13 protein-coding genes are annotated in these 19,122 nt (G+C 58.1%); 8 read left to right on the top strand and 5 right to left on the bottom strand.

The features are described 5' to 3' along the window. The first annotated feature begins 97 nt into the window (after positions 1 to 97). On the top strand, positions 98 to 772 hold the full coding sequence (locus HDF16_RS20100) for a response regulator transcription factor (protein WP_184220956.1): 675 nt from the start codon (positions 98 to 100) through the stop codon (positions 770 to 772). Positions 773 to 779: 7 nt separating this feature from the next. Beyond that, positions 780 to 2,204, top strand: a complete 1,425-nt coding sequence (locus HDF16_RS20095) for a sensor histidine kinase (RefSeq protein ID WP_246409464.1) — start codon at positions 780 to 782, stop codon at positions 2,202 to 2,204. 41 nt (positions 2,205 to 2,245) lie between these two features. Here HDF16_RS20095 and HDF16_RS20090 read toward each other — a convergent pair whose 3' ends face one another. Beyond that, positions 2,246 to 2,845 carry a flagellar basal body-associated protein FliL gene (locus HDF16_RS20090; RefSeq protein ID WP_184220952.1) on the bottom strand — a complete coding sequence of 200 codons (600 nt, stop codon included), beginning with the start codon at positions 2,843 to 2,845 and terminating at the stop codon, positions 2,246 to 2,248. Between the two features lie 549 nt (positions 2,846 to 3,394). On the opposite strand from HDF16_RS20090, the gene HDF16_RS20085 reads away from it, so the two are divergent. Together HDF16_RS20085 and HDF16_RS20080 are read left to right on the top strand one after the other, a co-directional pair. Further along, positions 3,395 to 5,989 carry a TonB-dependent receptor gene (locus HDF16_RS20085; protein WP_184220950.1) on the top strand — a complete coding sequence of 865 codons (2,595 nt, stop codon included), beginning with the start codon at positions 3,395 to 3,397 and terminating at the stop codon, positions 5,987 to 5,989. A 261-nt stretch (positions 5,990 to 6,250) separates the two neighbouring features. After that, the gene (locus tag HDF16_RS20080) at positions 6,251 to 7,876 is read left to right on the top strand and encodes an alkaline phosphatase family protein (protein WP_184220948.1); all 1,626 of its coding nucleotides are present in this window, start codon (positions 6,251 to 6,253) and stop codon (positions 7,874 to 7,876) included. 74 nt (positions 7,877 to 7,950) lie between these two features. Here HDF16_RS20080 and HDF16_RS20075 read toward each other — a convergent pair whose 3' ends face one another. From HDF16_RS20075 to HDF16_RS20060, 4 genes are all read right to left on the bottom strand, one after another. Beyond that, complete coding sequence (locus HDF16_RS20075; RefSeq protein ID WP_184220946.1) at positions 7,951 to 8,949, bottom strand: hypothetical protein; 999 nt, start codon at positions 8,947 to 8,949, stop codon at positions 7,951 to 7,953. A gap of 104 nt (positions 8,950 to 9,053) precedes the next feature. Then, positions 9,054 to 12,050 carry a TonB-dependent receptor gene (locus HDF16_RS20070; RefSeq protein WP_184220944.1) on the bottom strand — a complete coding sequence of 999 codons (2,997 nt, stop codon included), beginning with the start codon at positions 12,048 to 12,050 and terminating at the stop codon, positions 9,054 to 9,056. Positions 12,051 to 12,081: 31 nt separating this feature from the next. Beyond that, positions 12,082 to 12,558 carry a hypothetical protein gene (locus tag HDF16_RS20065; protein ID WP_184220941.1) on the bottom strand — a complete coding sequence of 159 codons (477 nt, stop codon included), beginning with the start codon at positions 12,556 to 12,558 and terminating at the stop codon, positions 12,082 to 12,084. 60 nt (positions 12,559 to 12,618) lie between these two features. Next, positions 12,619 to 13,743, bottom strand: coding sequence for a YncE family protein (locus tag HDF16_RS20060; RefSeq protein ID WP_246409461.1), 1,125 nt, complete (start codon positions 13,741 to 13,743; stop codon positions 12,619 to 12,621). Between the two features lie 133 nt (positions 13,744 to 13,876). Between HDF16_RS20060 and HDF16_RS20055 the strand changes: the two genes are divergently transcribed. From HDF16_RS20055 to HDF16_RS20040, 4 genes are all read left to right on the top strand, one after another. Further along, positions 13,877 to 14,551: a response regulator transcription factor gene (locus HDF16_RS20055; protein WP_184220937.1), complete on the top strand. Its 675-nt coding sequence runs from the start codon at positions 13,877 to 13,879 to the stop codon at positions 14,549 to 14,551. Further along, positions 14,548 to 15,957 (top strand): sensor histidine kinase, encoded by a 1,410-nt coding sequence (locus HDF16_RS20050; RefSeq protein ID WP_184220934.1) that lies wholly within the window; start codon positions 14,548 to 14,550, stop codon positions 15,955 to 15,957. Before HDF16_RS20055 ends, HDF16_RS20050 begins: the two co-directional genes overlap by 4 nt. A 292-nt stretch (positions 15,958 to 16,249) precedes the next feature. Further along, on the top strand, positions 16,250 to 16,576 hold the full coding sequence (locus HDF16_RS20045) for a PadR family transcriptional regulator (RefSeq protein ID WP_184221434.1): 327 nt from the start codon (positions 16,250 to 16,252) through the stop codon (positions 16,574 to 16,576). A 14-nt stretch (positions 16,577 to 16,590) separates the two neighbouring features. After that, positions 16,591 to 19,119 (top strand): ABC transporter permease, encoded by a 2,529-nt coding sequence (locus HDF16_RS20040; protein ID WP_184220931.1) that lies wholly within the window; start codon positions 16,591 to 16,593, stop codon positions 19,117 to 19,119. Positions 19,120 to 19,122: the final 3 nt, after the last annotated feature.

The following is a 19,122-nucleotide window of genomic DNA, read 5'->3' as shown; positions in this document are numbered from 1 at the left end:
TTGCATGATATCGGACTCAGCGTCTGTCATTCGTACACATTTACGGCCTATTAACGTATCCGAAACATCTAGTTGATACGCTCCTCGATGAGCTCACATGAATATCCTTCTCGTCGAAGACGACAGACGCATCGCTGGACTGCTGGAGCGGGGTCTTAAAGGAGATGGACATTCTGTTGAGATCTCGTACAACGGCAGCGAAGGCGCCGATATGCTCCTGGAGCGTCCCTACGACGTAGCTCTCCTGGATTTGCTTCTGCCCGGGATGACGGGATTGTCGGTGTTAGAGAAGGTCCGGTCGCGGCGGTGTATGACGCCGATCCTAATGCTGACGGCGGTCGACTCCGTTCCGAAAGTAGTTGAAGCCTTCGATCTTGGCGCAGATGATTACCTGGTAAAGCCTTTTCTGCTTGAGATTCTTCTGGCTCGAGTTAAGGCGGTTACGCGCCGAAGCAAGAATGCAGGGCCTTCTCTTCTTCGAGCAGGAGGGCTCACTCTCGACTGCTCGCAGCGTGTCGCGACGCGGGATGGTCAGTGCATCGCGTTGACCCGTAAACAGTCTGCCCTCCTTGAAGTATTGATGTGTCGCCGCGGCCTGGTCACCTCCCGGGAGGAACTGATCGAAGCGGGCTGGGGCGTGACCGAAGCGGTCAAGGCCAATACGCTGGATGTCTACATCCATAGCCTCCGCAGCAAGTTGAAAGACTACTCAGGAAGCCAGCCGTTGATTCGAACGGTTCATGGAACGGGCTATATTCTCGCCAGTGAATGATCCCCGAATGCTCTCGATTCGCGCGAAGCTGACACTCTGGTACCTTCTGGCCACATTCACCGGAATGGTGGTGTTTGGCATCGTCTCCTACAGCGTCTTGCACTATGCCCTGCTGCGGGAGAAGCAGACTCATCTGGTCGGTCGCGAAGAACGCCTCATCCACATGCTGGAAGAGAACCATGCTCAGCGAGTCCTTACACCTCTTGATGAACAGCTTAGGGACTACGCGCTTGTTACCCACGAAGGAAACATGTTTCAGATTCGCAGGTTGGATGGGTCTCAGTTGTTTCCTCCCGCTTCTCCTGATGCGGACTGGTCTCACGTAGATGGGTCGAGCTGCCGCGAACGGAGCTTCCAGGTAGTTCCATTTCGTGGAGCTCCGGCGATGGTGATGTGCCACGAGATTGCGTTGAGCGGCATTCCGGTTCGCCTGTTCCAGGGTGGCTCTCTCAACGAAGAACTGGATATCCTGCGCATCTATCGCAACGCCCTCTTGTTCCTTCTGCCCGGTCTACTTTTGCTCTCCTCGTTCCTGGGCTACTTCCTCAGTCGGCGCGCGATGGGGCCGGTGGACCGTCTCAGGAAGGCGGCTCTCGGCATCGGGGTGGGAGATCTTTCGGCACGTGTCCCGGTGCCGGCTGTGCATGACGAGGTCCAACAGCTGGCCGAGGCTTGGAATCAGCTACTTGGCCGCCTCGAGGAGGCAGTCGGCCGGTTGAGTCAATTCTCCGCCGATGTCTCACACGATCTGCGCACATCGATCACCATCATCCTTGCTACTGCCCAGCTAGCCTTGACTCGCGACCAGTCAGACCAAGAACATCGCGGCGATCTCGATCGAATCGTGACCGAATGCCGTATGGCCGCGACTCTGCTCGATGCTCTGCTTTCGCTGGAGCAGAGCAAGAACTTCAGCCACGAAGTGACTCTGCGGAGGATCGATCTCTGCGAACTCGTTTTGAGCGGTTGCCGCCGCGTAGAAGATCTGGCGGAGACGAACGGGATTCTGCTCGATTGGGACCTTCCCTCGGAGCCAGTTTTTATCGATGGAAATGAACTGCTGGTGAGCCGGTTGCTGGGTATCCTCCTCGATAACGCGATCAAGTACACGCCGGAGAGTGGCGAGATATGGGCCGAGGTATTTTCCGTGGATCAGGAGGTGGGCATCATCGTACGCGACACCGGCAGCGGCATCGCGGAAGTCGCGCAAGAGCAGATCTTCGAACGCTTCTATCAGGCGGACCTGCGCGAGCGAAAGACACAGGCAGGCCACGGCCTCGGACTTTCGATTGCGCGCTGGATCGCCGATGCCCATCGAGCAAGGATCACGCTGACCAGCGCCCCCGCAGAGGGATCGTCATTCAAGATCAGCTTTCCGATGCCCTTGGAAGCTCATAGTTCCTTGCCGGCTCACGCCACGGCGGGAGCTTAGTCTAGGCGGGCACGAACGACAAAGGCCTGTTGAAGAAATATCTAGGGAAGCGGGGTGGGTTCATGAATGAGCCTTTGCTGATCCACCCGCCCAGCCGCATTGAAGTGCAGAAAAATCACCCAATCGTAGACCGCATCCGGCCACGTTCCGTCTGGTAGCAGGTGAGCGGAGTCCGCGCCCAAAGCATTGAGGAGGGCCGGAATCTTTTTGTGCCGCCACGCGATCAACACATGATCGCCATGTGGCTCCGCAACAAGCGCTTGCGCAAGTTTCTCGGGATCGCCGGTAGAGAATTGCGTGTTCAACACAAGGCCAGTGGCACGGCTCAGAGGTTCGAGCGTGAGACGGGGACGTACACTCTCGGCTGAATCCGCCCCTGCATAGAGCGCATTGAGGGTGATAGAAGTTCCATCGGCAAGGAACGGCGAAAAGTAGTGTGCATACTTCTCAGCACGTGCCGTGCCTTCTGCTGTCAGGGTCGCGCCTTTGGCTGGTTTCTCAGCGTGGCGAATGACAAGGACAGTCGCATTGGCGAGGTGGCTGGGTGCCTCTTGCGCCGGCAGAAGCGGAGAAGCGCAGACGGTCAGCAAGATCGCGGGAAGGAGGCAGCGTATCCGGGTAAACGAAGAAGTGAAAGTCATAGCGACTTCAAGCGTCGCATAGCCAGGTGCGAAAACAAACCGATCCTTCGCTAATAATCTGCGATTTTTCTTGCAAGTCCGCTCATTTCGCCTGAATGCGGCCCGCTAAACCTGAAAGCAATCTGAAGTTAATCTGAAGACTCTTTTCAGAAGCAAGAACTCCTCATACTTGCATGTCCGCTGACCTCCGCTGCAGGCCCTGCGCGGCCAATTCGCATAAGCCGCAGAAAACAAGCGTGTACGGCGGAGTCACAAGCCTCGCGTGCTTGCCGGCAAGAAGCCAGCGAATCGTAGCGAGAGACGGCAAAGCCAGCTTCAGGACTCTTGTAATCAACTATTCATTCTTTGCCGCTTAAGTTGCAGAAGTCACAACTTGAAATTTCTTGTGGGCACCGTGTGAGTTAGCAGACTCATACGCGATGCGTTTGCGTCGAGGTTTCGACAGCGCCATCGTGAGCCTTAAGTCATTGCGGAAGTCCCAGGCAAGAGCCGCACTTTCGTAGCTTGCCTGCAAATTGCCAGATGTAAATTGCCAGGAGACGAAATACCATGAACGATCTCATCCTTCGATTGCGAACAGCCCTTGCGCTCGCACTCTTCATTACCTTCGGCCTGACGTCATTGTCGGCACAGGCAGGCCCGACCGGTTCGCTCCAGGGTGCCGTGGTCGATCAAAGCGGCAGAGCCGTCAAAGGTGCGGCGATCGCCCTCATCAGCCCGTCGAACGACCCGCGCACTGCAGTAACGAACGGAGAGGGTAGGTTCGTCGTAACCGGCCTTCCCCTCGGAACCTACACGGTAGAAGTCTCCGCAGCTGGCTTTGCCCAGGAAGAACGGCAAAATGTGGTCGTCACCTCGGGAAACACGGCCGATCTCCCCATCGCGTTACGGCTCGCCTCGGCGTCGGAGGAAGTGACGGTTGAATCCGATGCCGATACCTCGATCGCATCCCAGCTTTCTCCCGTGAAGGCACTCCTCGACATGGCCTCGCCGCGCAGCGAGATCACCAGCATGTACATTCGCCAGTACACTTCGCCGGTGACTGACTTCGCCGATATCCTGCAGGCTGCTCCCGGCACCGTAAGCTACTCGACCAATGGCATTGGCAACGGCCAGTCCAAGACCTGGTTCCGCGGATTCGCAGATGGCGCGTTCACCATGACCTGGGACGGGGTTCCTTTCCAGGACTCCAACGATCCGACCCACCACTCCTGGGCTTACGTTCCGGCACCCGCCATCAGCTATGTAGACTTCGATCGCAGCCCAGGTACGGCTTCGGACGTAGGTCCGACAAACTTCGCCGGATCGGTCCACATGTTCTCGCCCAAGATGGGCAAGCAGATGACCTTCAAGATGTCGGAGTCTTATGGTTCCTTCAACACCAACCAGATCCTCGGCGAGTTCAACTCCGGCCTCTTCGGCGGCAAGAATCCCAAGGCAAACATCTGGTTCGAAGGTCACCACAACACTTCCGATGGATACCAGACCTTCAACGATCAGCAGCGCACCGCCGGCACCGTGAAGTTCAACTATCAGTTCTCGGAGAAGATGTACCTGACCACGGTCGGAACCGTCGTGCTCGTCGACAGCAATACGCCGGACAGTGACCCGACCCGGCAGCAGATCGCTGACCATGGGCTGAACTACGTGATGGATGGCAACAAGTTCATCGTTGGCGGAAAGTACGATGGCCTTCTGAACTCGCTGTACTACAAAAACTTCACCTATCACGTTCCTACAAACTTCGAGATCATCACCTTTGGCAAGGAGTTCGGTAAGGGCTGGAAGCTCGAGGCAAAGCCCTACACCTACTCCTACTCGAACCACCAGCATCTGCAGAAGAAGCAGGACCAGGACCTGCTTGCAGCGACGCCAATCTACGAACCAGTAAATGCGACCAGCGCTGTGAACAAGCTGAACCAGTACAACCGTGGCGGCGAGATCACTACCCTGAGTGACGCAACGCGCTACGGCGTCTTCCGCGTCGGTGGCTGGTATGAGTACACCACCACCCATCGCTTCCAGGTAAAGTCGAACCCGAGCACATGGTTGGACTCGCCCCTCCTCAGCAGCCTGAAGTTTCACGAGTACTTCAAGACAAACTCGGTTCAGCCGTACATCGAGTACCAGCTTGTTGCGATTCCCAAGTTGACGATCACTGCCGGGTTGAAGAGCGCGCTCTACACGATGGATCTGAGCCAATTGGCCGACGGAAGCACAGTAGGTAGCCTGGGTTGCAAAGCCACAACGATTGTTGGTTGTGCGGGGATATCAACCAAGCACAACGCGTACTACAACAACCTTCTCCCCTCGGTGGCAGCCAACTACCGCATCGCCAGCAACTGGTCCGCATACGCTCAGTTCGGACGCGGCAGCGAGATCCCGCCCAGCAGCGTCTTTGACGTAACTGGCGCCCAGGTTGCCGTCACCCCGAAACCGACGGTCGCCACGACCTATCAGGGCGGCACAGTGGTGAAGCTCAACCACATCAGCTTCGATGCCGATGTCTTCCACATCCACTATGAGAACGCATATTCAAGCTATGCGGTGACCGATACTACGAGACCTGACTTCGGCGACTCTTACTTCTACTCCACGCCGCCATCGAACACGACCGGCTTCGAAGCGGAAGGCAACGTCTTCGTCGCCCATGGCCTCAGCTTCAACTTCAGCGGAACTGCCGGCGAAGCGAAGTACGAAGCAGCGGCAGCGCAAACCCTCGGCAATGGCACTGTGCTGGCCGCCACTCCGGTTCAGTGGGTAGCCTCGTCGCCGAACTATACCGTCAGCGCAGGCTTCACCTATCAGGACAAGAACTGGGACTTTGGCTTCTTCAACAAGGATATCGGTCCGCGCTGGGTCGATAACGGTGCCATTCACCAGACCACGCAGTTGAACTCATTCTGGATGAACAACCTCTTCCTAAACTACTCTTTCCGACACACCTCGATGTTCGACGGATCGAAGATCAAGCTGAGCTTCAACAACCTGTTCGACTTTCATGATCTCGTCGGACTCTCTCCCGGTGTCAGTGCAACGGCGGCAGTTCCTTATGCTGTTTCCGGCAGCGACCAGTTGCAGCTGCTTCCAGGTCGCAGTGTGATGGCGACCTTCCAGTTCGGCTTCAAACCGAGGGAGCGCTAATGCTATAAAGCCGGACCTTTGTACACCGGCACGCTTGATCTAAATTGCCTTCCCTGGTGTAGCGGGGAAGGCAATTTTTTCAGATGCTGCGTCTCCGCAGCCGAACTGAGCGCGAATGTTAATGTTCCGAGACCTGAACTCTTCCCTCAGCTTCTCCTAAGCTGGCCACTATTCAATCGACATTGCCCACCGGTATCCGACTACCAAAGCGTTGTTATCTGTTTACATCCGTAGCGGAGTCGAGGTGGCGCAGGAGAATTCATGAGACGATGTGCGCTTCCCGTTTTGTTTGCCGTAACGTTCCCGAACCTTTTCGCCCTCGCCGCGCCGCCGGCAACGAAACCTATACGCCGGCCGAAGCTGATTCTCGCTATCGCCGTGGACCAGTTTCGTTATGACTATACGACTCGCTTTCGCGAGCGCTACACCGGTGGCCTGGCTGCCATGTTGTCCGAAGGCGCTGTCTTTATCGACGCGCACCAGGACCACTTCCCGACCGTAACGGCCACCGGCCATGCGACCTTTCTCACTGGATCGGTACCCGCGACCAGCGGCATCATCGGCAACGAATGGTACGACCGCGCATCGGGCAAGACGATCAGTTCGGTGGAGGATGCTTCCACCACGCTGGTTGGTGTCGAAGGCAACAAAGAAGGATCGTCGCCTCACAACCTGGTAGTGAGCACGCTCGGCGATGAGATGAAGATGTCTCATCGCGGCACCTCGAAGGTGATTGGCATCTCGATGAAAGACCGTGCAGCCATCCTGCCTTCGGGGCGCATGGCGGATGCGGCTTACTGGCTCGATGGCGAGTCGGGAGCGGTCGTAAGCAGCACCTGGTATCAACAGCAGTTGCCGGCATACGTACGGTCATTCAACGACGAGAAGACAGCGCTCAAGAGTCTCGGTGTGGCATGGTATCCGCTTGGGCAAGAGAAGTCTGGCACACCGTTCATGACGCTGCCCACCGCACCCGGTAAGGCCTACATGTCGAAGTGGGAGGAGACCCCGTACGCAAACGACATGCTCGAGGAGCTTGCCGAACGTGTGATGCACGACGAGCACATGGGACAAGGCAACGGCACCGATCTGCTGACGATCAGCTTCTCCGCCAACGATCATCTTGGCCATGCGGTCGGGCCGGACGCTCCCGAGGTGGAAGACATGTCGGTCCGTACCGATCGCGTCCTCGGAAAACTTCTGGCAGCTGCGGTGAAGCAGGCGGGTGGACGAGAGAATGTTCTGATCGTCTTGACGGCTGATCACGGCGTCTCGCCGGTGCCCGAAGTCAATATGCAACGGAAGATGCCGGGAGGACGTATGGACAAGGCCGACTACCTCGCAAAGGTGGAAGCGGCCTTGGAAGCCAAGTTCGGCGAAGGCAAGTGGATCATCGCCACACAGGAGTCTGGCTTCTACTTCGATCGCGATCTGATAGCGCAGAAGAAGGTGAAGGAGAGTGCTGTTGAAGATGAGGCAGCAGCTGCGGCGATGAAGATGCCGTACGTCGCCCGCACCTACACGCGGACCCAATTGCTGCGCCACGACGCCATGCAGTCACAGATCGATGAGTACGTTGCGCGGTCGTTCTATCCGGAGCGTGGACCCGATGTCATCGTGATCATGAAGCCCTATTATCTCTTCGGGAAGTCCGGCACTTCTCATGGCTCCCCGTATGACTACGACAGCCACGTTCCGCTGCTGTTCTGGGGTGGCAATGTGAAGCATGTAGTCTCCACCAAGCTCGTGGGCATCAGCGACGTCGCCCCGACGCTCGCGGCGATCCTCCAGGTCGAGACGCCAAGCGGGAACGTCGGACACATCCTGGGCGACGTCGCGGCACCCTATCTTGAGCAGAGGTCCGGAAGCAACGAAGCCAAGCACTAAGGTTGACGCGAAATGTTTGAGAGGGAGACGGTATCGTCTCCCTCTCATGTGCAGGTGGCTACAGGCGATTGCTCTTAGTGAGAGCGGATCGTCTTCGCGAGCTCTTCATACTGGTCGCTGGAGATGATGTCCGCGTGCGCGGCCATCGCGGCCTTCCAGCGCGGAGCCACCTGATCCATCGAGCCGAAGTTGTACTCGTCTTCCCAGCCCTGGTTGTCTGCAGCCGTGAAGCCGTCGAGGCAATAGAAGCCCATCAAATATCCAAGTTTGTGGCCGTACTGAACGATGTTCTTGAGGCGTTCGGTCTGCTCCTTGCCCCACTCGCCATGGTGCTCTTCTCCACCCTTTTCGACATAGGCCCAATCCACGCCCCACCAACGATGGTAGTTGTCGGCCTTCTGCGTCGTGACCTGCTCCATGGGCACGGCGACGAGGCTGTTGATGAAGTCAAGCTTAGGAAGGTGCGTGGGGTTCTCAACCAGTTTGGTGTAGGAGCCGAAGACACGGATATTGCCATTGACAGGCAGGTCGTCGTAGAAGAACTTCTGCTTGATGTCGTTGTTCTTGTCTTCGACCAGAATCATCATGGGGCCAGGCTTGAGCTTCGACTGCTTGGAGATGTCATCGGTTTTGGCAGCGGTTGTCAGCCACGCGTTGTACTTGTCGAGTAGTTGATTGATGTACTGAAGATGCTCCGGTGGATCGTTCTTGATGTCGAGATAGAGCGTAACCAGAGGCCAGTTGCCCTTGTTCCCATCTTTCAGCGCCTGCTCCATCATTGGCTGCACCTTGGGGAAGAAGTAGCTCTCAAGGTCGGGATCGTTGGGCGTGGAGTTCTTGGCTCCGTGGCAGATGAGCGAACGGCCGTTGACCCAGGCGAGGTCCTCTTCGACCATGAACGGAGCCCCGGATGCAATCGCGCGGTCGAGACGGTCGGCGTACTTGCCGTGATCCGGGTAAGCGTTGTGGGCCATGACTACAGTTCTCGCGCCCGGTGCGACTGTAGGCTTGGAGGCGGCGAATAGGGTAGTGCTGCTAAGCAGCATCGCTGCGGTGAGTCGTCCGAGATTCAAGGCATCACTCCTTATAGATGTCGTGTGTCGTTTGCAAAAGGGGTGCCCCAGATTCGGCGAAGAAGACGGCGCCGATTCTGGGGCAAAAGGTAGAGCATCGTGTTTTAGAAATCAGTGCGAAGCATGAACTGGAGCTCACGTGGAGTCCCTGTTCCGGTGGCCGCGCTGGAGAAAGATGACGTGATGACGCCGAAGCCGCTGCCGGCAAAGACGTGAGCTGGAGTACCGTAGTGGGCTACGTTGAGCAGGTTGAAGGCCTCGGCACGAAAGGTGACGCCGAAGCGTTCAGTGACCGGGAAGCGCTTCTGCAGTGAGGTGTCGAGCTGCCAGAGGCCAGGTGCGCGGGCGATGTTACGAGGTGCGTTGCCCCATGTGCCGGCGGCCGGAGCCGAGAAGGCGGCGCCATTGAGCCAGTTGGTGGGGGTCTTGTTGGCGGCGTAGATGGAGACGCCGGGGTTGAGGTTGGGGCGCTGATTCTTGTTGAGGTTGTCAGGCAGGGCGCTGGCACTACGGCTGATCGTGACGTTGATGGGGAGACCGCTGCGCGCAGTGCCAATGCCGCTCACCTGCCAGCCGCCGAGGAAGAGATCGGTGACACGGGAGGAGTCGCCGAGGAACATGTGGCCTCGGCCTACGGGCAACTTCCAGATGGTGCTGGCGCTGAAGTAGTGGCGCATGTCCTGGTCGGCGGAGGCGTACTCGCAGATGTGGCAGTTGTAATTTTGGGGGATGTCGGCTTCACCGCCGCCGAGCCCGCCGTTATCCAGCGAGTGGGAGAACTCATAGTTGGCCGACAGCAGCAGGCCGGTGGAGAAGTCGCGGCGGATGCTTGCCTGCAGGGCATTGGTCTTCGCGTCGTTGGAGCTGCCGCGGTAGTCGATGGTGGAGTATCCGGTATAGGGCCGCTTGGTGGTGCCAAGGATGTAGCCATTGAGGGTGACGTCAGAGAAGACGTGAGAGGCGTGGTTGCCGAAGTAGGCGATCTGTGCGGTGGTGCGGGGCGCGATATCGCTTTGTACGGAGAGCGTGTACTCTTCGACGGCCGTATCACGACGGTTGATGGGTGAGCCGGACGGAGAAAAGCTAGTGGCAACGGAGCCTAGATAGGGGGTAACAGGGAAGCTGAGGCCAGGCGCATTCGTCTGGTTGAGGGTGTACTTGTCGGTCAGGTTTCCAATCGGGGTGCCGAGGTTGCCGAACTGTCCGTTGCCGTAATAGATGCCGTACCCGGCACGAAGCACAGTCTTGCCGCGAAGCCGCTCAGGTGCGTAGGAAACAGCGAGGCGCGGGGAAAAGTTGGCGAGGTTGGGGCTGTACCATTCGCTGCCTGTTGGGCAGATGACGTTGGCGCAGTTGAGTGGATCGACGATGATGCCACGGCCTTGCACTTCGTGATCAACGCCAAAATACTCGTACCTCATGCCGACGTTGAAGGTGAGTTCTCTTGTGAACTGGAACTGATCGAGGATGTAACCGAAGGACTCGGTCATGCGCTGGCCGGTCAGGGGAACGACGCCGGCGTAAGAATCGGAGTCCATGAGGTTGTTGGTGAAGTTGGCTAAGGTTGCGTAGGTGTAAACCTCGTCGGCGGTGCTCGGTGACGACTTGTTCTCCTGGATGCGACGGACAGTGACACCGGCTTTGAAGGTGCTGCGTCCGTGGACGAAGGTGGCGTCGTCGGTGAGGGTGAAGGAGTTGTCGTAACGGACGGAGCCTGTGGCGTCGTCGAGGGTGGAGAAGTTGCCGGTGGCGACCACCGAATAAGGTAGCGTGTTGGTCGCGCCCTGGGTGAAGGCGGCGCGGTTGAAGCCGAAGCGGACGTTGTTCGTGAGCGCCGGGCTGAAGGCGGTGTTGACGCCGAAGACGATGTTGGGAGTGGTGAGTGTTGTGTAGCCAAGCGCGGTGAGGTCGCCGGGAGTGACTACGGCATAGTGATCCGTGTTGTAGCGAATGAAGGCATCGTTACGGCCGTCGATGTGCATGTCGAGGCGCGCGAGGCCGGAGTCTTCGCGGTCGGTCGAGGGTGCGTGGCCATACCAGGTGAGGGCGTTCGTCGTTCCGGCGATGGCAACGGTGCCGATGGGATACTGAGCAAGGATAGGCGCGAGCGCTGGCGATTTGGCAAGGGCCGCGGCGCGGAAGCTGGCGCTGGGAACAGTGCCGGTGACCGAGAGGTTCTGGTTCTGGCGGAGCGACTCCCAGTTGGTGAAGAAGAAGAGCCGGTCGTGGAAGACGGGGCCACCGAAGTTAGCGCCGAAGTTGTTGAGACGAAGTGTGGGGAGAGTGCCTGAAGTACCCCACGGGGTGGCGTCAAAGTAGGTGTTGCGGAGGAACTCCCACGCGGAGGCATGGAACTTATTGGTGCCGGAGCGGGTCACGAGTTCGATCTGTCCGCCTGCTGTTCCGCCCTGGTCTGCGGAGTAGCCAGCGCTGTTCGCGCGAAACTCGGCGATCGCCTCGGTCGAAGGTTGAAGACGGATTGCAACCTTCTCGTATTGATGGTTGATCCCGGAGTTATCGACACCGTCCAGATGCCAGGTATTGTCCTCGGCGGAAAGTCCGGCAAAACGGACCTGGTCCTGAGTCCCCGTACCAGAATCGATAGCTCCGGGAACGAGCGCAACCAGGCTTACGTAGTTGCGTCCGTTCAGCGGGAGATCCTGCGCCTGCGAACCATGGACGACGCCACCGATCTCCGCGGATGCCCTGTCGAGTCCGGAGTCTGCGGCGTTGACCTCGACCTCGGTCTGGACGCTGGTGATGTCGAGACGCACAGGAAGCGTGAACGTCTGCCCAACGTCTAAGCGGATGTCGTGAATCTCCAGCGGAGCGAAGTTGGTCGCTTTGAAGCTGGCATCGTAGGTGCCAGTGGCAAGCGAGCTGACAGTAAAGACGCCCTCGTTATTGCTCTTGGTGTGGCGAAGGATTCCTGTAGCTTTGGAGGCGATGGTGATGTCGACGGAAGGGACACGGGCACCTGTCGTATCGGTGACAGTTCCTGTGACGGTGCCGCTGTCGGACTGGGCCAGCACCGGAGTGGTGAGGCCGAGCAACGCCATGCAGATAATAGTCCCAACGAATGGGAGTAATAACTTTTTCATCTCATCATCCTTCGTAGTTCTGTGTGGTGAGCTAGCGTTGGTAAAGGGCTGCTTTACTGGAAATCTCACTCTGCAGCTCGTCGCGAATCGCGATGCCGATCTTGAGTGCCTGCTCTTCATCGGTCGCCTTATCGAAAGGCACTTCCATCACGACGAACCCGCCGTTCAGATCGCCGCCCTTGCTGTCGGTGATGGGGAGGAGTAGGTCGAAGATCTTTTCCTTTTCAATGCGCACGACGAAGGGCTTGCCCGTGGCGAGATGTTCCATGTCGGGCGCGGAAGACTTCTTGCCGATCTTCGTTGGATTGTCGCTGGCAATGATGACGTTGTCGGTTGCAGCCGGCGGTGTAGCGTGAAGGCCAAGCTTGCCGATCTCGGAGTGCTTGTTCTTCTCCGCAACGATCATGCGTTGCGCGGCTGGGGCATCGACGTGGATATAGTTAGCTGGAAGTGCCGGAGTCTGAGCGGCAAACAGAAGAGCGGTGACGATGAGAGGCGTAGCGAACATGAGTTCTCCTTTAAGGCAGGGCTGGAAGCCTGAGGCGCGCGGCCTCAGGCTCCAAGTGAGCTAGGGGTTCAGGCGATAGACGAGAAGTCCAGCGTCATCAATCTTGGTCTGAGGATGGATGACGAAGAGCTGCTTGAGCTGAGGCACAAGAAGGCCAGTCTTGCCTCCGTTGGTGGGAATCCTGGAGAGAACGGTGTAGTGGTCCTTGTCGTCCTGGTGAAGAACTGTCAGTCCTTGCGAAGCCAGAATGTAGACCCGCTTCATCTTGGGGTCCCAGGTCATGCCGTCCGCGATATCGGTGACTGGAACCTGGGCGACCACCTTGCCGTTCGTGGTGTCGAATGCATAGAAGAGACCAGGCTTGCGGCCCACGATAAAGAGGCGGTTGCTGGGGCCGTCAAGTGCCAGCGCGGTGTTGAGATTGAGGTCGGGCGTGGTCCAGGTATCGATCACTTCGTTCTTCTTCAGATCGACGACGGCGATCTTCTTCTGATCGCGCATGTTGGCATAGAGAAGATCATGGGAATCGTCAGCCATCATGGCTTCGATATTGTTCGCTTCGACGCGGACCTTGCCGACGATCTTGTGTGTGTCGACGCTGATCTCCGTGATTTCGGAGTATGGGAGGTCGGCTGACTTGCCGCCGTTGCCGACGAAGAAGATGCGGCGCCTGGCGTCGTAGTAGCCGGCATCGGGCGAGTCGGTCTTGCCGGTAACGGACCCATCGATGAGCGGAATGCGCTCGATCTGGTGGAAGTCTGCGCCAGAGAGAATGATGCATGAGGAGTCGCCTCCATCCGCGATGAAGAGCTCGTCGCGATCGGCAACATACGCAAGCGTGTGCGGAGTTTTTACGCCGGGAATGCTCTGGAGGTGCTTGCCGGTGCTGGCCTCGAAGAGCTCAAGGGAGTGATGCTCTTCTGCGGCGGCGAACAAGTGATCACGCTTCAGATCGACGGCAAGAAAATCAAAATCTCCGACGATTCCTGGAAGACTGACGTTCTGCGTTAGTGTGATCGGGGCCTGCTGCGCGAAGGCGGCGGCCGTGCATGTCAGCAGTGTTGCGATACCGGCGGCTTGACCCGCCACGAATAGCTTCTTCATCTTCATGTGCATCTCTGCTCCCAATCCTGTTGGTTGATGTTGCGGCGGCGAGCCGTAAGAGGCCTCTGAGAGGCTCGCCATGTCGTCTCGAATCCTTGGTATGAATCGATTGAAGCGGTCATTCCTTAGAGCAAGCTGAGGAAGAGGGCTAAGTCACGAATTGTTCACGATGTGTATTTCCTCTATTCACATGAGCTTTGGAATATGAATAGACATGAAACTTTTGGTCATCGAAGACGACAAGCGAATCGCCCGCGTTCTCGAGCAGGGGCTTACCGAAGACGGGCACAATGTTTTCCTGTGTCATCGCGGGGACGAAGGGCTGGAGCTGATCCAGAGTCAGTATTTTGAGGTGATCGTGCTAGACGTGATGCTGCCTGGCTGCGACGGTTTCCAGATCCTGAAGCAGACACGCCAGGCCAAGTGCAGCGTGCCGATCCTGATGTTGACCGCACGCGACAGCATGCCGGAGATCGTCCATGGCCTTGATCTTGGAGCAGACGATTATCTGACCAAACCATTTCAACTCGAAGTGCTTCTGGCGCGCGTGCGTGCCATGGGTCGACGAGGCCAGGTGCCACTACTTGATCAATTGAAGGTCGGAGGTCTGGTATTGGATCGCGGGCAAAAGCGTCTCCTTCGCGGAGAAGACGAGATTCCTCTCACCCGTAAGGAGTTCATGATTCTGGAGCTGTTGATGCGTCGCCCGCAGCAGGTTGTCTCACGCAATGAACTGATCGAAGCCGGGTGGGGCTTCGACGCTGAAGTGAGCGACAACAGCATCGACTTCTACATGCATAGTCTGCGCAGCAAGATAAACGTTCAGGGCCAACGCAGCCTGATCCGGACCGTACGCGCGCAGGGTTACGCGCTGCACGCCGCATCATGAGGACGCCGCGAATCAACCTGCGTTCACTCCGCGTGAGACTTTGCCTGTGGTACGTCTTCCTGAGCATGGTTTCGATGGCGGCGCTTGGCAGCTTCTCGTATGTGTACCTTCTGCATGCGCTGGCAAGTTCACGTCAGACCACGATGGAACGCCGCGAAGCGCGGCTGGTGCATTACCTCGAAGATGAACCGGCCCCCCATGTTGAGCTGGGGTATGAGCTTGGCCACTTCATGAAGGCGAACTCAGACACGGACATTCTCGAAGTTCAGGATATGCAGGGGAGAGCTATCTATCCCGCACTGGGCAAAGAGGCACCCATTATGTTTACGGAGGAATACAGCGAACGCCCGCAGTTTCGCATAGTGCCTCTACGGCAACATCAGTACCGGACTTTACAGCAGGTGGTAAAGCTGCATGGAAGACCGTACCGCCTCATCATGGCGGGAGCCGTCGACGAGCACTACGACATCCTCCGCATGGTGGAGACGTCTTACCTAATCTTCCTGCCTTTGATGTTCGTGGCCTCCATTGCGGGCGGGTTCATGCTCAGTCATCGGGCGCTGGAGCCGGTGGACAGGATTACTCGTTCCGCCCACCTGATCAGCCTTCGGGACCTGAACCATCGTCTTCCAGTTCCTCATACTGGCGACGAGCTGCAGCGGCTGGCAGAGACATGGAACGATTTGCTCGAACGCCTGGAGGAGGCCGTGCAGCGGCTGACGCAGTTCACCAGCGACATCTCCCATGACCTGCGGACAGCGATCACGGTGATGCTCAGCACAAGTCAGCTTGCATTGCGGCGAGAGCGAAGCAGCACAGAGTATCGCGAGTCGCTGGAGACGATCCTGAGCGAATGCCAGTCCACTGCGACGCTGCTGGACGATCTGCTCGCTGCTTCGCGATCGGATATCGCGAAGCAGAAGATCGAGTGGGGCGAGGTTGATCTTTCGATACTGCTGGCTGAGTGTTGTGGGCATCTGCAGGCTCGGGCGGAGATGAAGCGGCAACAACTCACCCTGACTATAGACAGCCATGCGGAGATTCGCGGCGACGCCTCCTTGTTGCGCAGGTTGATCAATATTCTTCTGGATAATGCGATGAAATATACGGACGAAGGGGGCGCGATCACGGCGGTGCTTAGACCGGATGGAGATCGCGTGGCTATCGAAGTTCGCGATACCGGGATCGGAATCCCGCCGACAGAGCTTTCGAATATCTTCCACCGCTTTTATCGCGCCGATGCATCGCGAAATCGCGACCAGGGTGGAAGCGGGTTGGGGCTAGCGATTGCCAAGTGGATTGCTGAAGCGCATCACTCGGCGATCGCCGTTACGCCAAACGCGAAGCAGGGAAGTACATTCACCGTCTCATTCGATCGAACGGCCGCGCTCGCGCTGCACGGATGAGTAGGCTCGGTTCGCTAGAGATTGGAAAGCATCCACAGGGTGACTCTGCTTAGCTCAAGTTGACGATCCGAAATGACTAAGGGTGCTTGACCCAGTGAGAGGAATGCACGCTCCGCTCTCAATTGGTGAAGACTACGCGTCCGGTAGAGGTCGGTGACGGCTGACTGGAGCCATCGAAAACACGATCCCTTAGAGAGCTGCAGCGCCGTGGAAGCGCCGCCGTCGCGATATGCAAATCCGTTTCCGCTTGACATCTACCGCAAGGCCTAGCATCATTACCCCTATGAAATCTATGCCTACGCTAAGCATGCCTAGCGGCGCTTTGATCCTGCTCATTCTGCGCGTCCTCCGTTCAGGCTCGCTGCATGGTTATGCTGTTGCCCAGCGCATCCACGTTCTTTCAAGTGAGACCCTCCAGGTCGAAGAAGGTGTTCTTTACCCGACCCTGCAAAAGATGTTGCTCAAGGGTTGGGTCACAGCGGAGTGGGGCGTCTCCGAGACCAATCGCAAGGTCCGGTTTTACTCGCTCACCACCGCTGGAAGGAAGCAACTGCAGGCACAGCAGGCTGATTTCGACCGCGTCACTGAAGCCATTCAGACCATCCTCCGTACTGCTTGAAAGTGAGATCCATCATGGGTGAACTCTTTCGTCGTCTGAACTATCTTTTGCACCGCAGGGACCGCGACCGCGAACTCGAAGCGGAGATGCTCCTCCACCGCGAGATGATGGGCAGCGATCACAAACGTGACTTCGGCAACATCACGCGGCTGCGCGAAGATGCCCGCGAGGCCTGGGGATGGACATGGATCGAGCGTCTCATCCAGGACCTTAGCTACGCCGCGCGTATCCTTCGCCGCTCTCCTGGATTCGCGCTCACCGCTGTTCTCGTGTTGTCGCTCGGTATCGGGGTCAACATAACCGCCTTCACTCTCTTCAACATGGTCGCCCTCGAGCCACTTCCCGTGCGCGATCCTGCCTCGCTCATCATGCTGCAGCGCCGCTCCCCGACCCGCATTGGCGGAGAGATGCCCTACACGCACATCGACTTCTACCGCCAACACTCCCACACGCTAAGCGCCGTGATGGCCATCATGGGGGTTCCTCCCGTCACCCTGGAAACGGACATTCAGCCTGCCCATCTCAGCTTCGCGTCCGCAAACTACTTCTCCGAACTGGGCACCCATCCCGCCCTCGGCAGACTCTTCGATCCTGTGCTCGACGACAACTCCTCCGCTCCTCCCATCGCCGTCCTCAGTTACAGGTTCTGGCAGCAGCGACTCAATGCGGATCCGGCCGTTGTTGGCCGCGTCCTGCATTTGAACGGCAAGTCCGTCACCGTCGCTGGCGTATTGCCAGACGCCTTCGCTAGCCTGGGTGCGGATAGGGCTGAGCTATGGGTACCCATCCTGCAACAGCCCTATCTCATCGAAGGCAGCAAGCTCCTCTCCGACCCTGAAGCCGACGCCGTTCGCATGTGGGCTCGTCTCGCACCCGGCACCAAAGCGAAGGCCGCTGAACAGGAACTTCTCAGCCTCACAAATCAGCTTCGTTTGCTTGATCCCAAGAACGTTTGGGAGAACGAGTTCCTCCTCTCTTTTCCTGCCGGACACCTTCAGGTCATGCAGCCGGACATGTATCAGGTAGTAGCGATGATCTCTGTCCTCACACTCCTGATCCTCGCCGTCACCTGCGCCAATCTCGGTGGTCTTCTCCTCGCGCGCGGCGTCACCCGCGAGCATGAGATCGGAATCCGTGTTGCCATCGGTGCCAGCAGACAGCGCATCCTGCGGCAACTTCTCACCGAAAGCCTCCTGTTGGCGTCTCTTGGATCATTGGTCGGCCTCGTGCTCAGCATCGCCGTGATGCGCGTGACGCTCACGTTCACCGACGCCCCCGCATGGCTCTCAGCCACCCCTGACTGGAGAGTCTTCGGCTTCTCTTTCGTCATCGCAGTCCTCGCCGCAGTCTTCTTCGGCTTCGCTCCCGCTCTTCAAATCGCACGTCAGAAGCATCGCAAGCCCATCGCCCGACAGGTTCTTATCGCGGCACAGGTGACCGCTAGTTGCGTCCTGCTCATCGTCGCGGGTTTGCTCGTCCGTGCCATGCACCATACGCTCTATACTTCACCCGGCTTCGGTTATCAGAGCGTCCTCTCCATCGACCCGCAACTGGCGCAGCATGGGTACACGCCAACCGCCGCCCGAGCTTACCTCGCGCAGATGGAGTCACGACTCCGCGAGCGCCCTGGCGTTCTTTCCGTTGCACTCGTCAAGCTTCCGCCCATGGGGCATAGCGTCGCACGTATCGGTACCGAGATTCAGGGAAAGCATGTCAACATCTTCCCCAACTCCGTCGAGCCGGCCTACTTCCAGACCATGAATATCCCGTTTCTCCTCGGACGGACCTTTCACTTCGGAGAACAACATGTGACCATCGTCAGCGAGTCGCTCGCCAACCGCATCTGGCATGGAGCCGATCCCATAGGCAAGCCAGTGCCGTCGGACGAACCGTCTTCCACCCCGCGCGATATCGTCGTCGGCGTCGTCGGCAATGCACGCGTCAACGCCCTCAGCGATAGCGACGCGACCGAGCAGTACTGGCCAGCTCAGAACGACGATATGCCGCAAATGTCGATCGTGCTCAAGGCTGTCGGAACCGCCTCCGCGATGTATCCCGCAATCAAATCTATCTCGCAGAGCCTCGATCTTCGGGTCTTCCCGGAGATCCGCCCGCTCGAAAGCCTGTTTCAGGAGAACGTCGCGAATGTGGAACGAATTGCCGCCGCGGTCAGTCTGGTTGGTCTCATCGCCGTTCTGCTCGCAGGTGTGGGCATCGTCGGCCTGGTAGCCTACACCGCCTCGCAGCGCGCAAAGGAGATTGCCATCCGACTCGCTCTCGGAGCGACCCGGAGACAAGTCCTGCGTGCAATCCTTAGCCAGTTCGCATGGCCGGTGGCACTGGGATTGTTGGCCGGGGTCGCCATCGCAGCTACTGCTTCGAGCGCCCTGCGAAGCACCCTCTACGGAATCAGCAACCTCGATCCCGCAAGTTATGCTTCCGCCACATTGCTCCTTCTGCTCATCGTGATGATCGCGACCGTGCTCCCGGCACGGCGCTCACTTCGTCTCGACATCGCAAAAGCGCTTCACCATGACCAGTAGCCA

Source organism: Granulicella aggregans (assembly GCF_014203275.1).
Classification (GTDB): domain Bacteria; phylum Acidobacteriota; class Terriglobia; order Terriglobales; family Acidobacteriaceae; genus Edaphobacter.
This window is presented reverse-complemented; position numbering and strand designations above follow the sequence as displayed.

Bases quoted from the DNA above. Each gene is read 5' to 3' on its own strand.
- HDF16_RS20100 (WP_184220956.1), top strand. From the start codon at position 98: ATGAATATCCTTCTCGTCGAAGACGACAGACGCATCGCTGGACTGCTG.
- HDF16_RS20095 (WP_246409464.1), top strand. From the start codon at position 780: ATGCTCTCGATTCGCGCGAAGCTGACACTCTGGTACCTTCTGGCCACA.
- HDF16_RS20090 (WP_184220952.1), bottom strand. From the start codon at position 2,845: ATGACTTTCACTTCTTCGTTTACCCGGATACGCTGCCTCCTTCCCGCG.
- HDF16_RS20085 (WP_184220950.1), top strand. From the start codon at position 3,395: ATGAACGATCTCATCCTTCGATTGCGAACAGCCCTTGCGCTCGCACTC.
- HDF16_RS20080 (WP_184220948.1), top strand. From the start codon at position 6,251: ATGAGACGATGTGCGCTTCCCGTTTTGTTTGCCGTAACGTTCCCGAAC.
- HDF16_RS20070 (WP_184220944.1), bottom strand. From the start codon at position 12,050: ATGAAAAAGTTATTACTCCCATTCGTTGGGACTATTATCTGCATGGCG.
- HDF16_RS20065 (WP_184220941.1), bottom strand. From the start codon at position 12,558: ATGTTCGCTACGCCTCTCATCGTCACCGCTCTTCTGTTTGCCGCTCAG.
- HDF16_RS20060 (WP_246409461.1), bottom strand. From the start codon at position 13,743: ATGGCGAGCCTCTCAGAGGCCTCTTACGGCTCGCCGCCGCAACATCAA.
- HDF16_RS20055 (WP_184220937.1), top strand. From the start codon at position 13,877: ATGAAACTTTTGGTCATCGAAGACGACAAGCGAATCGCCCGCGTTCTC.
- HDF16_RS20050 (WP_184220934.1), top strand. From the start codon at position 14,548: ATGAGGACGCCGCGAATCAACCTGCGTTCACTCCGCGTGAGACTTTGC.
- HDF16_RS20045 (WP_184221434.1), top strand. From the start codon at position 16,250: ATGCCTACGCTAAGCATGCCTAGCGGCGCTTTGATCCTGCTCATTCTG.
- HDF16_RS20040 (WP_184220931.1), top strand. From the start codon at position 16,591: ATGGGTGAACTCTTTCGTCGTCTGAACTATCTTTTGCACCGCAGGGAC.